Origin of the sequence: Azospirillum baldaniorum (assembly GCF_003119195.2) — a bacterium.
Lineage (GTDB): Bacteria > Pseudomonadota > Alphaproteobacteria > Azospirillales > Azospirillaceae > Azospirillum > Azospirillum baldaniorum.
In genome coordinates, this window is sequence record NZ_CP022253.1 from 620,662 (window position 1) to 635,995 (window position 15,334).

Annotated in this window: 14 protein-coding genes; 5 read left to right on the top strand and 9 right to left on the bottom strand. The window is 69.8% G+C overall.

Annotated features, from left to right (window positions below; all coding sequences use genetic code 11):
* Positions 1-289 precede the first annotated feature (289 nt).
* On the top strand, positions 290-760 hold the full coding sequence (locus Sp245p_RS02895) for a Fur family transcriptional regulator (protein ID WP_052584308.1): 471 nt from the start codon (positions 290-292) through the stop codon (positions 758-760).
* Positions 757-981 (top strand): hypothetical protein, encoded by a 225-nt coding sequence (locus Sp245p_RS02900; RefSeq protein ID WP_014241688.1) that lies wholly within the window; start codon positions 757-759, stop codon positions 979-981. The genes Sp245p_RS02895 and Sp245p_RS02900 overlap by 4 nt, the downstream gene beginning before the upstream one ends.
* Before the next feature lie 35 nt (positions 982-1,016).
* Here the strand turns inward: Sp245p_RS02900 and Sp245p_RS02905 are convergent, their stop codons facing one another.
* The 3 genes from Sp245p_RS02905 to Sp245p_RS02915 form a co-directional block, all read right to left on the bottom strand.
* Positions 1,017-2,357: a DUF1329 domain-containing protein gene (locus Sp245p_RS02905; protein ID WP_014241687.1), complete on the bottom strand. Its 1,341-nt coding sequence runs from the start codon at positions 2,355-2,357 to the stop codon at positions 1,017-1,019.
* A gap of 84 nt (positions 2,358-2,441) precedes the next feature.
* The gene (locus tag Sp245p_RS02910) at positions 2,442-5,417 is read right to left on the bottom strand and encodes a hybrid sensor histidine kinase/response regulator (protein ID WP_014241686.1); all 2,976 of its coding nucleotides are present in this window, start codon (positions 5,415-5,417) and stop codon (positions 2,442-2,444) included.
* A 10-nt stretch (positions 5,418-5,427) separates the two neighbouring features.
* Complete coding sequence (locus tag Sp245p_RS02915; RefSeq protein WP_014241685.1) at positions 5,428-7,764, bottom strand: PAS-domain containing protein; 2,337 nt, start codon at positions 7,762-7,764, stop codon at positions 5,428-5,430.
* Between the two features lie 237 nt (positions 7,765-8,001).
* Here Sp245p_RS02915 and Sp245p_RS02920 point away from each other — a divergent pair, with 237 nt between their 5' ends.
* Genes Sp245p_RS02920 through Sp245p_RS02930 form a run of 3 tightly spaced genes read left to right on the top strand, consistent with a single transcriptional unit; the run spans position 8,002 to position 10,250 of the window.
* Positions 8,002-8,307, top strand: coding sequence for an STAS domain-containing protein (locus Sp245p_RS02920; protein ID WP_014241684.1), 306 nt, complete (start codon positions 8,002-8,004; stop codon positions 8,305-8,307).
* 7 nt (positions 8,308-8,314) lie between these two features.
* Positions 8,315-9,073 (top strand): ATP-binding protein, encoded by a 759-nt coding sequence (locus Sp245p_RS02925; protein ID WP_014241683.1) that lies wholly within the window; start codon positions 8,315-8,317, stop codon positions 9,071-9,073.
* 19 nt (positions 9,074-9,092) lie between these two features.
* On the top strand, positions 9,093-10,250 hold the full coding sequence (locus tag Sp245p_RS02930; RefSeq protein WP_014241682.1) for a PP2C family protein-serine/threonine phosphatase: 1,158 nt from the start codon (positions 9,093-9,095) through the stop codon (positions 10,248-10,250).
* A gap of 92 nt (positions 10,251-10,342) precedes the next feature.
* On the opposite strand, the gene Sp245p_RS02935 is transcribed toward Sp245p_RS02930, so the two are convergent.
* The 6 genes from Sp245p_RS02935 to Sp245p_RS02960 form a co-directional block, all read right to left on the bottom strand.
* Complete coding sequence (locus Sp245p_RS02935) at positions 10,343-10,918, bottom strand: DedA family protein (protein WP_035675919.1); 576 nt, start codon at positions 10,916-10,918, stop codon at positions 10,343-10,345.
* Positions 10,919-11,173: 255 nt separating this feature from the next.
* A complete protein-coding gene (locus tag Sp245p_RS02940; protein WP_014241680.1) occupies positions 11,174-11,617 on the bottom strand; it encodes a hypothetical protein in 444 nt (147 codons plus the stop codon).
* A gap of 114 nt (positions 11,618-11,731) precedes the next feature.
* On the bottom strand, positions 11,732-12,184 hold the full coding sequence (locus Sp245p_RS02945; protein ID WP_014241679.1) for a putative toxin-antitoxin system toxin component, PIN family: 453 nt from the start codon (positions 12,182-12,184) through the stop codon (positions 11,732-11,734).
* 24 nt (positions 12,185-12,208) lie between these two features.
* Positions 12,209-13,411 (bottom strand): PP2C family protein-serine/threonine phosphatase, encoded by a 1,203-nt coding sequence (locus Sp245p_RS02950; RefSeq protein ID WP_014241678.1) that lies wholly within the window; start codon positions 13,409-13,411, stop codon positions 12,209-12,211.
* Complete coding sequence (locus Sp245p_RS02955) at positions 13,408-14,604, bottom strand: fused response regulator/phosphatase (protein WP_014241677.1); 1,197 nt, start codon at positions 14,602-14,604, stop codon at positions 13,408-13,410. Before Sp245p_RS02955 ends, Sp245p_RS02950 begins: the two co-directional genes overlap by 4 nt.
* The gene (locus Sp245p_RS02960) at positions 14,604-15,332 is read right to left on the bottom strand and encodes an ATP-binding protein (protein ID WP_014241676.1); all 729 of its coding nucleotides are present in this window, start codon (positions 15,330-15,332) and stop codon (positions 14,604-14,606) included. The genes Sp245p_RS02955 and Sp245p_RS02960 overlap by 1 nt, the downstream gene beginning before the upstream one ends.
* Between the last annotated feature and the right edge of the window lie 2 nt (positions 15,333-15,334).

The following is a 15,334-nucleotide window of genomic DNA, read 5'->3' on the forward strand; positions in this document are numbered from 1 at the left end:
AAATCGACCGACCACACATAGGCGGTGGGGCGGCTTTTGGCAAGCAAACAAGGACCTTGGCCGCGTTCCGGACCGGAAATGTCCCTGGGTCGGCAACCCTTGGCGGGAGACAGTGGGGTGGCGGGCGGCACCGATGCACCGGGCGTGCGGCCTTTTGCCGCGTTAATTCCCGGACAAAAAAACGGGGTATAGGATTGCGAATGAATTTCAGTATTATGATCGGCGCTGCAGCATGGCGCCCCGGATCGCGGGAGACGGCGCCGCAACGGATGGCAAAGGCGGTGGGGCAATGACGTCGCGTCTCGAATCCTTGTGCCTGGAAAAGGGACTGAAGATGACCGGCCAGCGCCGGGTCATCTCCCAGGTCCTCTCGGAGTCGGAGGACCATCCCGACGTGGAGGAGGTCCACCGCCGCGCCGTCCTGATCGACCCGCGAATCTCCATCGCCACCGTCTACCGCACCATGCGCCTTCTGGAAGACGCCCAGGTGATCGAGAAGGTGGACCTGGGCGACGGCCGCGCCCGCTATGAAGAGGCGTCCACCGACCATCACCACCACCTGATCGACACGCGCAGCGGGCGGATCATCGAATTCGCCAGCCCGGAGCTGGAGGCGCTGAAGGAGCGCATCGCCCGGGAGCTGGGCTACCGCATCGTCGGTCACCGGCTGGAAATCTACGGCGTTCCGCTCGACGGCGTGTCTCTCGACGGCGGCGATGCGCTGGACGGCAACTCTGGGGAAGGCGGGGAGCGTCGATGAAGAGCATGCGCTGGCTGACGATCGACCCCTACCCGGCGGTGAGCCTGAATTGCCGCGACGCGGTCCAGCGCTGCTACGCCGGCCTGTGCGACTGCGGCCAGCCGGAGCGCTACGCGCTGGAAGCGGCGGTGACCGTCTTCCGCTACCACCATCCCGAAACCCCGCCCTTCCAGGCGGAAACCATCGTCAGCCAGTGGGTGGCCGGTCCGGTCCGGCACTGACCGCCGTTCTCCGCCCGTCTCACTCCGCCCGTCTCTCACCAGGGCCGCCGCTTGCGCTCCAGCGTGTCGGTGGCGAAGTCCTCGGGCCGCAGGGGCTTGGCGAAGTCCGGCGGGGCGAGCTGGTTGTCGAGGCCGTTCACCACATAGCGGTCGCCCGTGAGGTCGTAGGTGATCTCCAAGGCCGGGGCGAAGACGGGCACCTGCGGATAGGCGATCCCGTGCGCCTCCGCATAGCGGACCAGATCGCCCTTGGCGTCGTAATGGTCGGCCATGACGATCTGCCAGGAATCCTCGTCCAGATAATAGGTGCGTTCCGGCAGGGCGTGGCGGAAGCCGGATTTCAGACGCGCCTCGACGATCCACACCCGATGCATCTCGTAGCGCAGGAACTGTGGGTTGGGATGGCCCAGCCACAGGAAATCCGCCGGAGCCAGATTGGGCGTGTTCATCCGGCTGGCGTTGTAGGGCACATACATCTCCCGACGGGTCACCAGCGCGAAGTCGAAACGGTCGAGCGGTCCGCAGAACATGTCCAGCATGTCGGCGGTGCGGATGCCGCCGCTGGCCGGGTCCGGCGTGTCGTAGACGAAGTCGGGCGCGCGGACGGGCTTGCCGGTTTCTCCCTGCCGGAACCAGGCGGCGAAACCGGCCTGGATCGGGTTCAGCGTCCCATGCAGCAGCAGGGTGGTCCCAGCCTCCGCCTTGGGCATCAGGGTGGTGCGGCGGTAGTGGAAGGGACGGCCGCCGTCAATCCCGGCGGCGTAGCTGGATTGCCAGTCCTCGCGGTAGACCGCCGCGGTGTAGATGCCGCCGGACTCCGGCAGGACGGTGGCGCCGGTGCGGCTGAAGGAATTGCCACGCCAGCGCAGAATGTGGTTCCACATCGCCTGCACGCCGTTGGCCGGGATGGGGAAGGGCACGCCCACCCGCGCCCCGCTCAACGCCAGGCCGTTCTCGCCCAGCTTGGCGCGCCGGGCGTTCCCGATCGTTTCGTCGTAGACGCGCTGGGGAGCGGCGGCGCTGCGGTTGCTGGGGAAGACCGGGATCTCGAAGGACGGATACTTGGTCAGCATCGCCTGCAGGCCGGCGGACAGGCGGACCTTGTAGCGGTCCAGATCCGCCGGACCCACGGTGAACCAGCGCCCATCCTCGTCGTAGGGGTCGGGCAGATGGGCGCCCGGCTTCCAGCCGTTGGGGACGCGGGTCAGCCCTCCCTTCCAGGGCGGAATGGCCCGCGTCCGGCTGGCGCCGCGCACCGCGCCGAAGGGGGTCAGCTCCTCTCCCAGGGCGGGAACCTTCTCCTGCGCGGCGATCGGGGCGGCGTAGGGGAGCACCGGCAAGGAGAGCAGCAGGCTGGAGAACTGGCGGCGGTTCATGCGCGTCTCGCGGCGTGGCGGGTCGCGGGGACGATACCCCAATCGCGCGCCGGTTCGAACGGACAAAGGGTGTTCAAGGGGCGTTCAGGGATCCGATGCCGTGGCGATGAATCGTTCGACCTCCCGCATCGCCTGCTCCAGCGCCGCGGCCAGCGTGGTCACCCGCTCCCAGGGGGCGTCCTGCATCACCGCCTGCTCCAGCGCCTGTGCCATGTCGCCGAGCGGCGTCGCCCCGGCGTTGCGGGAGCAGCCCTTCAGATTGTGGGCGCCGGCACGGATCGCCGTTCCGTTCCGCGCGGCGACGGCGTCGCTGACCTCGTCCGCGATGTGGCGGCCGATCCCGACGAAGTCGTTCAGCAGCTCGTCCATCAGCGCCCGGTCGTCGCCGCAGAGCCGGCGCAGGACATCGAGGTCGATCGGGGGCTGGTCGAGCTGCGGGGGCGTCGCGGGTGGGGAGGACCGGGAGGGTGCCACCGGGTCGGCCAACAGGTTGGCCATCGCTTCGTCCACTGCGGGCGGCAGGAAGCGGGACAGCGCGGCGTCGAGCTTCGCCAGATCCAGCGGCTTGCTCAGCGCCTCGTCCATGCCGGCCGCGCGGTAGCTCTCGATGTCCGCCGGGGCGGCGTTGGCGGTCAGGGCGACGATCGGCAGATGGGCGCCGGTGGCGCGCTCCGCCGCGCGGATGCGGCGGGTCAGCTCGAACCCGTCCACCTCGGGCATCTGGATGTCGGTCAGCAGCAGGGCGTAGCGCCGCCGCCCCAGCGCGGCCAGGGCCTCCGCCCCGCCGTTGGTCAGTTCCGCCGTGTGGCCCAGCGAGGTGAGCTGCATCTGCAGAACCTTCCGGTTGATGGCGTTGTCCTCCGCCACCAGGATCAGCCGCCCGCGGGCCTCCGCCTCGGCGATGACGCGCTCCGGACTCAGCACGGCCGGGGCGCAGCGCACGGCGGGCGGCGGGTCTTCGCCGGGCGTGGCGTCCGTCAGGGCGCGCCCGGCGGCCCTCGCCACGGCACGCACCAGGGGTGTGCGGCGGACCGGTCGGCTCACCGGGACCGCTCCGTCGGCGAGGCGGCCGCCGATGGCGGTGGGGTCCTGCAGCAACACCGTCGGCACCTGCGCTTCCCCAACGCGGCGGCCCAGCAATTGCGGCGCCTGGGCGGCGGCAGGGGTGTGCAGAGCCTCGTCCACCACCACGACGTTCAGGGCGCCGCGTTCCGTTTGGGCCATGCGGGCCTGTTCGGCCAGCGCGTCCGGTCGTCCGGCGGCCAGCACGCGCGCCCCCGCCGCTTCCAGATAGTGGGCGACGATCCGGCGCTCCTCCGTGTCCGGCAGGCCGACCAGGACGGTCAGGCCGGAGAGGTCCGGTTCGTCCACCGCGGGGGGACCGGGCGGGGGCTCGGGCGGGGCGGTGTCGGCCGCGGCGCTCAGCGTCAGCTCGACCCAGAAGGTGGAGCCCGCCCCCGGTGCGCTGTCCACCCCGATCGTTCCGCCCATCAGCGCGACCAGCCGCCGGCTGATCGACAGGCCCAGCCCGGTGCCGCCGAAGCGCCGGGCGGTCGAGCTTTCCGCCTGGATGAAGGGCTGGAAGAGCAGGCGGCGCGCCGTCTCTGAAATGCCGATGCCGGTGTCCGCCACCTCGATGCGCAGCCGGGTGCCGCCCTGGCTGCTGCCGTCCGTCCTGGCGGCCAGGGTGGCCTGGACGACGATGCGCCCGCGCTCGGTGAACTTGATGGCGTTGCCGCACAGGTTGAACAGGATCTGGCGCAGCCGCACCGGATCGCCGGTCAGCGCCGGCGGGATCGCCGGGTCCACGTAGGTCAGCAGCGTCAGCCCCTTGGCCCGCGCCGCCGGGGCCAGCGTCTCGGCCACTCCTTCGACCAGGGCGGGGATGGAGACGGGCACCTGCTCCAGGTCCATCTTGCCGGCCTCGATCTTCGAGAAGTCGAGGATGTCGTCGATGATCCGCAGCAGCGAGGTCGCCGACTCCCGCATGGTCGCCACGGTGTCGCGCTGCCCGCTGTCCAGCGGCGTGCGCTCCAACAGCTCCAGCATGCCCAGCACGCCGTTCATCGGGGTGCGGATCTCGTGGCTCATGGTGGCGAGGAAGGCGGACTTGGCAGTGGTCGTCTGCTCGGCCTGCTCCTTGGCCTGTTCCATCCGGCGCTCGGCCAGCTTGCGCCGGGTGATGTCGTAGACCCAGGCGAGATGGACCGGGCGGCCGTCGAGCAGCGTCGGGTCCACCGACACCAGCGCCCAGAAGACGGAGCCGTCGGCCCGCCGCACCCGCACCTCGGCGTCGCGCAGCGAGCGGCGGAAGAAGGTCCAGTGCGTCTCGTGCGCCTCGGTGTTGTCCGGCTCGATGAACAGGTCGGCGATGGAGACGCCGAGCAGCCGCTCCTTCGGCACGCCCAGCAGATGGACCAGCCGGTCGTTGCACATCACGAGGACGCCGTCGTGGGTGTAGGCGCAGACGCCGACCGGGCTCGATTCCAGGATGGCGCGCATCTGCTCGCGGCTCTGCCGCAGCTCGTGCGTGCGTTCGGCCACCTTGGTCTCGATGAAGCGGATGTGGTCGTAGGCGCGCAGCGCCGCGATCACCGCGGTGAACAGCCCCTCCGCCGACAGGTCGGCCTTCGACTTGTAGTCGTTGATGTCGCAGCCGACGATCACATCGCGCTGCGGCGCCTGCCCCGGCTGGCCGGTGCGCAGGATGATGCGGACGTCGAGATTGCCGAGAGTGCCGCGTATCCAGCGGACCAGCGTCAGCCCGGCGTCGTCCTCCTCCATCACCACGTCCAGCAGGATGACGGCGATGTCCCGGCGGGCGCGCAGAACGGCGCGCGCCTCGGCGGCGGAGCGGCAGCCGATCAGCTCCAGCCGGCGGCCCTGGAACGCGACGTCGTCCAGCAGGAGGGCGGTCATGGAATGGACGTCGTCCTCGTCGTCCACCACCAGGATGGGCCAGGGCGGGGTCTCGTCCCCGTCCTCGCTCTCCTCGTCGGCGAACAGGATCTCGTCGTCTGAGTTGGGGGCGGTGTCGGGCATGATCAGCTCGTCGGTCATGCTGCGTCCGTCATGCTGCATCGGTTGCCGGACCCTTCCCGGCGGCGCCGGCCGTCGGGGGGGCCGTTACGGGAATCCGCAGGAGGAAGGTGGTGCCCCCGCCTGTGGGGTGGTCGGGGGCGGAGTCGCTTGGGGCCGGGCTGTCCACCGAGATCCGGCCGCCCAGCGATTGCGTCACCAGGTTGAAGACGATGTGAAGGCCGAGGCCGCTGCCCCCGGTGCCACGCTTGGTCGTGAAGAAGGGTTCGAACACCTTGGACAGATTGTCCGGGGCGATGCCGACCCCGTCGTCGGCGAAGCGGATGTCCAGCTCGCCGTCCGGCAGCTCCGCCACGCTCAGCGCCATCGTGCCCTCGCGGCCGTCGGGAAAGGCATGGATCAGCGCGTTGATGACCAGATTGGTGATGACCTGGCTGAGCGCGCCGGGATAGCCGTCCATGGTGATGCCGTCCGGGCAGGCGACGGTCATGCGGTGCGGACTCTTGCGCAGGCGCGGCCCCAGCGAGGTGATGATCTCGTCCAGATAGGAGCGCAGGTCGAAGCGGCGGCGTTCCTGGCTGGTCTGGTCGACGGCGACGCGCTTGAAGCTCTGGATCAGTTCCGCCGCGCGGGTCAGGTTCTGTTCGATCAGCCGCGAGGATTCGCCCGCCGCCGCCACGTAGGCGGTCAGGTCGGACTTCTTCATGGTGCCCTTCGCGAAGGCCTCGGTCAGCGTCCGCGTCTTCGCCGCCAGATGGGTGGAGCAGCTGTAGGCGATGCCCACCGGCGTGTTGATCTCGTGCGCGACGCCGGCCACCAGCAGGGCGAGCGAGGCCATCTTCTCCGCCTGGACGAGGCTGTCCTGGGTCTCCTTGAGGTCGGCGTAGGCGGTCTCCAGCGCCTCCATGGCGTGGAACACCTCCTCGGCGGAGCGCGCCTCCACCGTCACGTCGGTGAAAGTGCGGACGAAGCCGCCCTCCGGCAGGGGGTTGGACCGCACCTCGATGATCGTGCCGTCGGGCCGCCGCCGCTTGAAGGCGAAGGGCTGGTCGGGAACCACGGCGGTCTCGTCCAGCTCCAGGTCGGGATCGATGCTGAAATCCTCGAAGGCACCCTGGGCGCGCTGGAGCTGGATGATTTCGGGAAACAGCGGGTTGCGGGCCAGGAAGGCCGCCGGCACGTCGAGAAGCTCGGCGGCGCGGCGGTTGGACATGACGACCCGCAGGTTGCGGTCCACCATGATGATGCCCTGGTCGGTGTTGTCGAGCGTGATCTGAAGGACGTTCCGCTCGCGCGCCAGATCCCGTTCGGCCTGCATGCGCACCGTCACGTCGGACATGGTGCCGGTCAGGCGGAGCGCGGTTCCCTCGCCGTCGCGCAGTGCGGTAGCCCGGTCCTCGATCCAGCTCCAGCCGCCGTCCCGGCGCCGCATGCGGTAGACGGTGGCGTAGGCGCTGTCCTTGTCGCGCACGCGGCTGCGGGACTCCGCGACGACGCGCCGCCGCTCCTCCGGATGGATCAGCGATTCCCAGGTCCGCGCGGTCATCGCCAACTCGGCCGGGCCGTAGCCGAGCAGGGCGGGAAACTCCTTCGACCACCAATACTGGCCGGTCCGCAAATCGTAATCCCAGACGGAGGAGCGGGTGGCGGCGATGGCCAGCCCCAGCCGTTCCTCGCTCTGGCGCAGGGCGGCCTCCTCCTCGTCCAGGCGGGTCAGCATGCCGTTGTAGGCGGTGATCACCCGCCCCAGCTCGTCGGCGGAGGACCAGTGCACGGGCTGGCGCAGATGCTCCTGCTCCGCGGTGCGGATTGACGCGATCAGCCGGCCCAGGGGCACGCCGATGGTCAGCCGGTGGGCGGTCAGCGCGGTGACCAGCGTGCCGACCAGCATCAGCAGCAGGAGCCACAGCGTGTTGACCATCTCCTGACGGATCTGCTCGTCCACCGGGGCGTAGCTGAAATAGAGCGTCAGCGTGCCGAGCCGCCGGTTCTGCACCTGGATCGGACGGCGCACGGCCTCGTGCCCGGTGAAGGGACGGCAGTCGGCGTCCGGCCACGCGAAATGGCCGTCGGCCAGCTCGTCCGCCACCTCGATGCAGAGAAGCTCGCGGTTGACGGAGATCGCCTGGATGATGTTGCGGATGGCCGGAACATCCACGGCCCACAGGCTGGAGGACAGGGCGACGGCGTTGATCTCCGCCACCGCCTCGATCCGGTCGCGCAGGGCGCCGCGCAGATCCTTGTACTTGCCGTAGAAGAAGATCGAGGAGAAGCCGAGCGTGGTCAGCATCAGGATGGGAATCAAGATCAGCAGGAACTTCGCCGACACCGTCGGCACCGTCTTCCACGCCTGCTCGATCACCGTCATGAAGGGGTATCCCGCTGCGGGGTCGCATGACCGGAGCGGAGCGGCGGCACGGCGCCACCTTCACCGGTCATGCGGTTGTACTATCAACCGGTGCCATCCGTCTATGGTGTGTGAAGTGTGAAAATTCTTCCTGTGGTCGATAAAATTAGCGGAATGTATACTTGAAGCTTGAGGGGGGATCGGCCTTGCACTACTGTGCGCGGGAGCCGCTTGCGCGGTGCAACACAAGAGGATGTCATGAATTTCCAGGTGCGCCGGACCTCTGAAACCATCGAGGTGCTGTTGAGCGGCCGGTTGGAGTTCACCGACCATGACAGCCTTCCCGACATCGTGGACCTGCTCAACGGCGAGGGCGCGCGCCGCTTCATCCTGGACATGGACGGGCTGACCTTCATCGACTCCGCGGGGATCGGCATGCTGCTGATCCTTCAGGACGAGGCGGAGCAGCGCAACATCAAGCTGGTCCTCCGCAAGCTGCAGGGCGATGTGCTGCGATCCATCGACCTGGCGCGGATCGGCGAAGTCGTCACCATCGAACGGTGAGCGGGTGATGGACGGTTTCCCCGCCTGTCTTCCCCCCGGTTCGGCCGGCGCCGTGCGCCCCTTCAGCGTGGTGCGGGATCGCGTGCCGGCGGAGATCGCCGCGCGGGTCGCCGCGCGCTTCGGCCTGAACGAGGCCGCTGGCGGGGCCGCCGCCGCGGTGCTGCTGGCCCAGGCCGACCGGGATATCCTGCGCGGCGCCTTCGGGCTCAACCCCTTCCTGACGGTGGAACTGACGGAGCGGGAGGAGGGGAGCGGCGCCATCGACGCCGACTGGCTGGGCGCTCCGCCGGTGGAGCGGGGATTCTACCTGTCGCTGACCACCGGCACCGCTTACGGCCTGCAATGCGCGGTTCTGGTCTGCGACGAACTGACCCGGCGCGGCGTGCTGACGCCGGAGCGGCGCGGCAACGTCGAGCTGTGCCTGCACGAGGCCATCGCCAACGCCATCGTCCACGGCAATCTGGGCATCCCCAGCGCCACCAAGGAGCAGCCGGAGGGCTACCGCCTGTTCAGCCGGCTGCTCCGCGAACGGCTGGGCGACGGTGCCGTGCGGCAGCGGCGGATCGATATCTTCGCACGCTGGACCGCCGACAGCCTGTCCATCGCGGTGGTCGACCAGGGCAACGGGTTCGACGCCGCGGCCCTGCCGCAGGACACCGACAGCGGCGCCCATTCCGGCCGCGGCTTCGTGTTCATGCGGGCTCTGGCCCGGCGCATCCACGTGACCGACGGCGGGCGCTGCACCCTGCTGCAGTTCGACCTGTGACGGACGGGCGGGTCCGCGCATGCCCATTTCCCTCGCCGCCAGCCGCGTCCTGATCGTCGACGACAACGAATTCAACAGGAAGTCGCTGGCCCTGATGATCCGCCGCGCCGGGCTGACCCAGATCGAGGTCGCCGAGAACGGGGTGGAGGGGCTGCGCAAGGTGGAGAGCTTCCGCCCCGATCTGGTGCTGCTCGACGTCAGCATGCCGGTGATGGACGGGCTGGAGATGTGCCGGCGCCTGCGCGAGCGGCTGACCCACGAGGAGCTGCCGATCCTGTTCCAGACCGCGCTGGACAGCGACGAGGAGCAGGTCCGCTGCTTCGAGGCCGGCGGCAGCGACTTCATCTCCAAGCCGATCAAGCCCGGCGAGTGCGTCGCCCGCGTCCGCCACCAGCTCGAAAAGCGCAAGCTGTTCACCGACCTCGCCAATTTCCGCGCGCGGGTGGAGCGGGAGCTGAAGCACGCCAAGGCGATGCAGCTCTCCCTGCTGCCCGAGCCGAAGGAGCTGGAGGCCGTCGCCGAGCGGTACGAGCTGGTGCTGGACGCCCATTTCGAAACCTCGTCGGAGCTGGGCGGCGATTTCTGGAACGTCTACCCCCTGGACAGCCACCGCGTCGCCTTCCTGATGGTCGATTTCGCCGGGCACGGCATCACCGCCGCCATCAACACCTTCCGCCTGCACACGCTGATCGACCGCTTTCCCATGCAGCATATGCCGCCCTCGGAATGGCTGGCCGGGCTGAACCGGGCGCTGAAGGAGGTGCTGCCGGTCGGGCAGTTCGCCACCGCCTTCTTCGGCATCCTCGACCTGCACACCGACACGCTGACCTACGCCTCGGCCGGAGCGCCCAATCCGGTGGTGGGGATCGCGGGGGAGCTTCGGCTGCTCGATTCGGCGGGGCTGGTGCTGGGCGCGTCGCGCCGCGCCGTCTACGCCGACCGCAGCCTGCGCCTGCCGCGCGGGAGCTGCCTGTTCCTCTACAGCGACGCGCTGATCGAATGCAGCGGCCCGGACAACGAGCCGATCGGCCAGGATGGGGTCCCCGGTCTGCTGCGCGGGGCCATGGCCGCCAACCGCGCCCGACCGTTGGGGCCGCTGCTGGAGCGCTTCTACGCCCGCACCAGCCTGCCGCTGCGCGACGACCTGACCGCCGTTTGGATCGCCCGCCGGGCGTGAGGGCAGGTCCGGGAACCACAGTCTGGAAACGAGAAGGGCCGCCGCGGTCGTCCGCGGCGGCCCTTTTGCCTGATTCTCGGGGGGGGACGCTGTTACGCCTGCGTCTCGGAGGCGGCGTAGCGGCGGCGGACCCACATCACGCTCTTCACCGCGAAGATGGTGACGCCGATGCCCAGCGCGATGAGCAGAAGGATTTTCGGACCGTTCTCGCCGATGGCGGCGGCGGCTTCGCCGAACAGGTAGCCGGCCCCGGCGAAGCTCCAGGCCCAGATGCCGGCGGCGATGAAGTTCCAGAACAGGAACTTGCGCCAGGGCATGCGGGACGTGCCGACGGCGACCGAGGCGATGTTGCGCACCCCATAAAGGAAGCGGAAGGCCAGGATGAAGCCGACGCCGTAGGTTTCCAGCCAGTACAGCACGCGGGACGCGCGGGCCTCCGCCGCCGGGAAGCGGGCCAGCGCCTTGCCGCCCCATTTGCGGCCGATCCAGAAATAACACTGGTCGCCCATGAAACTGCCGATCCAGACGGCGGCAACCAACCAGTAAAGGTTGATGATCCCCAGATGCGCGCCCATCCCGCCGAAAATCACGAAGGTCTCGCCTTCGAAAAAGGCCCATATGAAGGCCAGGGGATAGAAGGCATCGCCCCAATCCTGGAGCCAGGTCATCCAGTCCAAATCACCCTCCCCGCGGGTCGTTCCTTTTCGGCTCGGACCGCCGGCGATGCGCCAGGGAAACGCAGGCGCGGCCATTGGTCAGGCTACGGACACATCATTGCACATAAGTGCGTGTCTTGTCGCGCAATCATTCCCGAATCGGGGGGAGGAACCCGTACAAAGTTGAGGTACGAAACGATCTATTGCGGCGGGATTATTTTGTTTCCGGACACGTATTCTGTGAATCGGTCAGTGTTCGTGACTTGGTCAGCCGTCCTCGCCCGACAATTCGCCGACCGCCTGCCGGGCGGCGCGCAGCAGCAGGGGATTCGGTTCGGACGGGCCGTCCTCTCCCTCGTCCTCCTCCCAGGCCCCCGAGGCGGCTCCCGGAGCGGCACGGCGCTTCAACTCGCGTGCGGCTTCGATCAGCAGATGGGCCAGCTTGTGGTCCGGCAAAGCCTGCGCCAGCGCCCGCAGCTCGGCGTTGGTCAGGGCCGCCGGGTCGAAGTCGGCGCGCGGCGCCATCGGGACGGGCGGCGGCGGGACGAGCGCGAGAGTCATCGGTGGCGGCACCGACGGTGACGGAACGTCCTCCCGCAGCACGTCGACGGCCACCGGCGCCGCCACGGTGGAGGCGCGGGACCGGCGCGCCGGTTTGCGCGCCCGCTCCGTCTCGGGCAGGCTGTCGAACAGGAGAGGTTGCGTGCTCATCCGGTCACCCGCGATCCGTTCACCGCTAGTTTGCGAAGTGTTCTCTTTTCATTCTAGAGAACGAAGGCCGGAAGTCGAGGGGAAACTTTTTGGGCAGCCTCTTCAAACGCCAAGTCAGGCGATCGCGTCCAGGAACCGCTCGGGGCGCAGGATGCGGGTGCGGCCCACCCGACGAACCGACAAAAGCTGCCGGTCCACCGTCACCAGCCAGTCGGCGTCAACGGCCAGCGCCACGGCCAGGAACATGTCGTCGTCGGGGTCGCGGCACAGCCGCTCCACCGGGGCGGGCTCGACCCTTTGGGCCTCCGCGGCGAAGGCGGCCAGGAAAGCGGCGCGCTCCTCCGCAGGGCGGTAGCGCTCGAAGTCCGGGCGCATCAGCACCTCCCGCAGCTCCGCCAGCGTGGCGTCGGAGACAAAGGCGGTTCCTTGCGCCCGCACCGCCTCGACGCTGCGCTGGATGGCCAGGCTGCGGCGGGGCACCTCGGCGCCGAGCAGGGCGTAGCCGACGAGGATGTTGGTGTCCAGAACGACCCGGATGGGGGCGGCGTGGTGGGGGCTGGCGGTCATGCGCCCGTCGATTCCATGGGCCGGTCAGCCCTTGCGGGTCAGCAGCAGCGCGGTCAGGTCGTCGTCGATCGGGCCGATGGCGCGCAGGCGGTCCAGCAACCCGTCCAGGAAACGGCCGCCGTCGGTCTCGCCCATCCGCTCGGCGACCAGGGCGGCAAGGCCCGGTTCGTCCAGGACGTCATTGCCGACCGGGATCTCGATGGCGCCGTCCGAATAGAGGAACAGGCGCCCGCCGGGGGGCAGGGGGAGGGAGCGCTCCTCGTACTCCGCCGAGGCGAGCAGGCCGAGCGGCAGGCCGGCGCTGTCGCCCAGCAGCGGTTCGGCATCGCCCGGCGCCCAGACCATCGGGCGCGTCGATCCGGCGGAGGCGTAGACGAAGCGGTTCTCCGCCGGTTCGACCACCCCGGCCAGCATGGTGGCGAACTGCCCGTTGGGAAGAAGCGCGCACAGCCGCCGGTTGACGGTGGACAGGAATTCGCCCGGGGTCAGGCCGGACATGTCCATCTGCTGGCAGATCGCGTGCAGACGGAAGGTGTTCAGCGCCGCCCCGACGCCGTGGCCGGAAAAATCGACCATGTAGAGCATGGTCCGGCCCTGCCCCTGCACCTGTCCCTGGCCCGGCGCGACGGCGTCGTGGCGCAGGTCCCAGAAGTCGCCGCCCAGCTCCGACGAGGGGGCGAAATGGGCGGCGATGCCCACCCCCGCCGCAGCCTCCACCTCGGCCAGCCGCTCCGGCGAGGGCATCAGCCGTTCCTGCATCTTGCGGGCGAGCGACAGCTCGCTCTCCGTCCGCTCGTGGAAGCGCTGGAGATCGCGCAGAAGGGCGCGGTTCTGCAGGTGGATGCGCACGCGGGCCAGCAACTCGACCGCGTTGATCGGCTTGGTCACGTAATCGGTGGCCCCGGCGGCGAAGGCCTTGGCGCGGTCCTCCGCCCGGTTCAGGCTGGATTGCACGAGCACCGGCAGATCCTTCCAGGCCGGCATCGCGCGCAGGCGCCGGCACATCTCGAACCCGTCCAGGTTCGGCATCATCAGGTCGAGCAGGATCAGGTCGGGCCGGAAGGTGTCCAGACGGGCCAGCGCGTCGTTGCCGTCCTCCGCCATGTCGATGCGGGTGACGCCGCCCCGTTCCAGCAGGGCCTGGAGCAGATGGCGGTTGACCCGGTTGTCGTCCACCACCAGGACGCGGGCCGTTTCCAGCCCCGGAACCTCCGGCAGGTCGTTCATAGCGCACCCCTGCGCCCGATCCAGACCAGCGTGTGGTCGTCGAGCGGCACGTCGCCCTGGGCGGCGGCGAGCGCCGTCGTCACGGCGGTGAAGGCATTGCCGCCGCCACTCCCGTTCCCCCCGTCATCGCCGTCAGCCATGGCGGTCTGGACGGCGGCGCTCCGCAGCAGGGCGGCGAAGCCGCCGCGGCCCCCGCCCAGCGCCTCCAGCACGGCGGTCGAGTGCAGGACCAACGCCGAGCCCGGAGGGAAGGGCAGGCTCTGCTCCTCGTAGCGGGCGCCGGCGGCGATGCCCACCGGCTGGCCAGCCCCCTCGCCGAAGACCAACGCCGCGTTGCCGGGCGGCACCAGGACCGGCGGGGCGGCGGCGGCGGCCGCGTAGGTGAAGCGTTCCGCAGCACCATCGACGACGCCGTAGATCACCGTGGCGTGCTGACCCAGCTCCAGCAGGCAGACGGCCCGCTCGTTCAGCTCGGTCAGGAAGGCGCCGGGCCGTTCGCCGAGCTGGGGCGCCAGCTCGTGGATCAGCGTGTGCATGCGGAAGGCGTTCAGCGCCGCCGAGACGCCGCGCCCGGCCATGTCCAGCAGGAACAGACCGAACCGCCCGCCGGCCAGCGGCAGCACCCCCCAGAGGTCGCCGCCCAGATCGGAGGACAGCGCCGTGTGGGACCGCAGCGTCACCCCAGCGCTGTCCGTCAGCGCGGCGCACAGCGCCGCGGAGGGCAGCAGATGGTCGTACATGGAGCGGGCCATCGCCAGCTCCCCCTCGACCCGCGCCCGGTAGGTCTGCAGGTCACGGATCAGCACCCGGTTCTGCAGATGGATGCGCACGCGGGCGACCAGCTCCGTCCGGTCCAGCGGCTTGGAGATCAGGTCGGTGGTGCCGGCGGCGAAGGCCCGGTTGCGGTCGTCGCTGGACGACAGGGCGGTCTGCACCAACACCGGCAGGTCGGCGTAGGCGTGGTCGGCGCGCAGGCGGCGGCACACCTCGAACCCGTCCATCCCCGGCATCATGATGTCGAGGATCAGCAGGTCCGGCGCCGCGGCGGCGATCTGGGCCAGCGCGTCGAAGCCGTCCTTGGCGTAGGCGATGTTTTGGAAGCCGGCTTCGGTGAGCAGGGCGCCGATCAGTGTGCGGTTGAAGTCGGTGTCGTCCACCACCAGGATGCGGCAGGCGGCGATGGCGTCATCCATCAGAGGGGGAACCTCATGCGGATGCGGCGCCCGCCGTCGAGGAGCTGAAGTTCCTCGACGATGGCGGCGATCAGGTCCAGCCCGCGGCCCGAGGCGCCGTAGTCGATGCGCTCCGGCCGGGCGAAGCCGGTGCCCTCGTCGGCCACCTCGACCACCGCGCACGCGCTTTCCAGCCAGGCGGTGACCTCGATCCGGCGCTCGGCGAAGGCGGGGTCGGCCATGCGCGCGGCCAGTTCGTGGGAGAAGCGCTCCAGCGCCTCGACGCTCAGCCCCTTCATGCCTTCGACCTGAAGGTTGCCGTGGACGACCGCGTTGCTGATGGCCTCGTGCAGCGCCAGCTCCATGTCGTCGCGCTGGGCTTCCGGCATGGGGTGCAGGGCGGCCAGCCCGGTCAGGATGCGCCCGGCCAGATGCAGGCGGTTGGCGGTCACCGTCGTCACGCAGGCGAACAGGTCGGCGCGGGCGGCGCGGTGCGCGGCCTCGACGATCCGGGCGTCGGACAGTCCGGCGATCTCGATCCAGGCGCCAAAGGGGCGCTGCCAGAACTCCGGCGCCTCCACGGCGGCGGCATCGCCCACCAGAAGCAGAACGGAGGCGCCGAACTCCTCCCCCGCCGGGGAGCCGGGCCGCCGGGGCGGAAGCCGAAGCGCCGCCGACAGCCGGTCCAGCCGGTCGGCCGGCACGCCCAGACCTTGCAGGGCGGCGACGCGGGTGGGGGAGGGGACCAAGG

Bases quoted from the DNA above. Each gene is read 5' to 3' on its own strand.
- Sp245p_RS02895 (WP_052584308.1), top strand. From the start codon at position 290: ATGACGTCGCGTCTCGAATCCTTGTGCCTGGAAAAGGGACTGAAGATG.
- Sp245p_RS02920 (WP_014241684.1), top strand. From the start codon at position 8,002: ATGAATTTCCAGGTGCGCCGGACCTCTGAAACCATCGAGGTGCTGTTG.
- Sp245p_RS02955 (WP_014241677.1), bottom strand. From the start codon at position 14,604: ATGGATGACGCCATCGCCGCCTGCCGCATCCTGGTGGTGGACGACACC.
- Sp245p_RS02940 (WP_014241680.1), bottom strand. From the start codon at position 11,617: ATGAGCACGCAACCTCTCCTGTTCGACAGCCTGCCCGAGACGGAGCGG.
- Sp245p_RS02905 (WP_014241687.1), bottom strand. From the start codon at position 2,357: ATGAACCGCCGCCAGTTCTCCAGCCTGCTGCTCTCCTTGCCGGTGCTC.
- Sp245p_RS02915 (WP_014241685.1), bottom strand. From the start codon at position 7,764: ATGACGGTGATCGAGCAGGCGTGGAAGACGGTGCCGACGGTGTCGGCG.
- Sp245p_RS02950 (WP_014241678.1), bottom strand. From the start codon at position 13,411: ATGAACGACCTGCCGGAGGTTCCGGGGCTGGAAACGGCCCGCGTCCTG.
- Sp245p_RS02925 (WP_014241683.1), top strand. From the start codon at position 8,315: ATGGACGGTTTCCCCGCCTGTCTTCCCCCCGGTTCGGCCGGCGCCGTG.
- Sp245p_RS02900 (WP_014241688.1), top strand. From the start codon at position 757: ATGAAGAGCATGCGCTGGCTGACGATCGACCCCTACCCGGCGGTGAGC.
- Sp245p_RS02930 (WP_014241682.1), top strand. From the start codon at position 9,093: ATGCCCATTTCCCTCGCCGCCAGCCGCGTCCTGATCGTCGACGACAAC.
- Sp245p_RS02910 (WP_014241686.1), bottom strand. From the start codon at position 5,417: ATGACCGACGAGCTGATCATGCCCGACACCGCCCCCAACTCAGACGAC.
- Sp245p_RS02935 (WP_035675919.1), bottom strand. From the start codon at position 10,918: ATGACCTGGCTCCAGGATTGGGGCGATGCCTTCTATCCCCTGGCCTTC.
- Sp245p_RS02945 (WP_014241679.1), bottom strand. From the start codon at position 12,184: ATGACCGCCAGCCCCCACCACGCCGCCCCCATCCGGGTCGTTCTGGAC.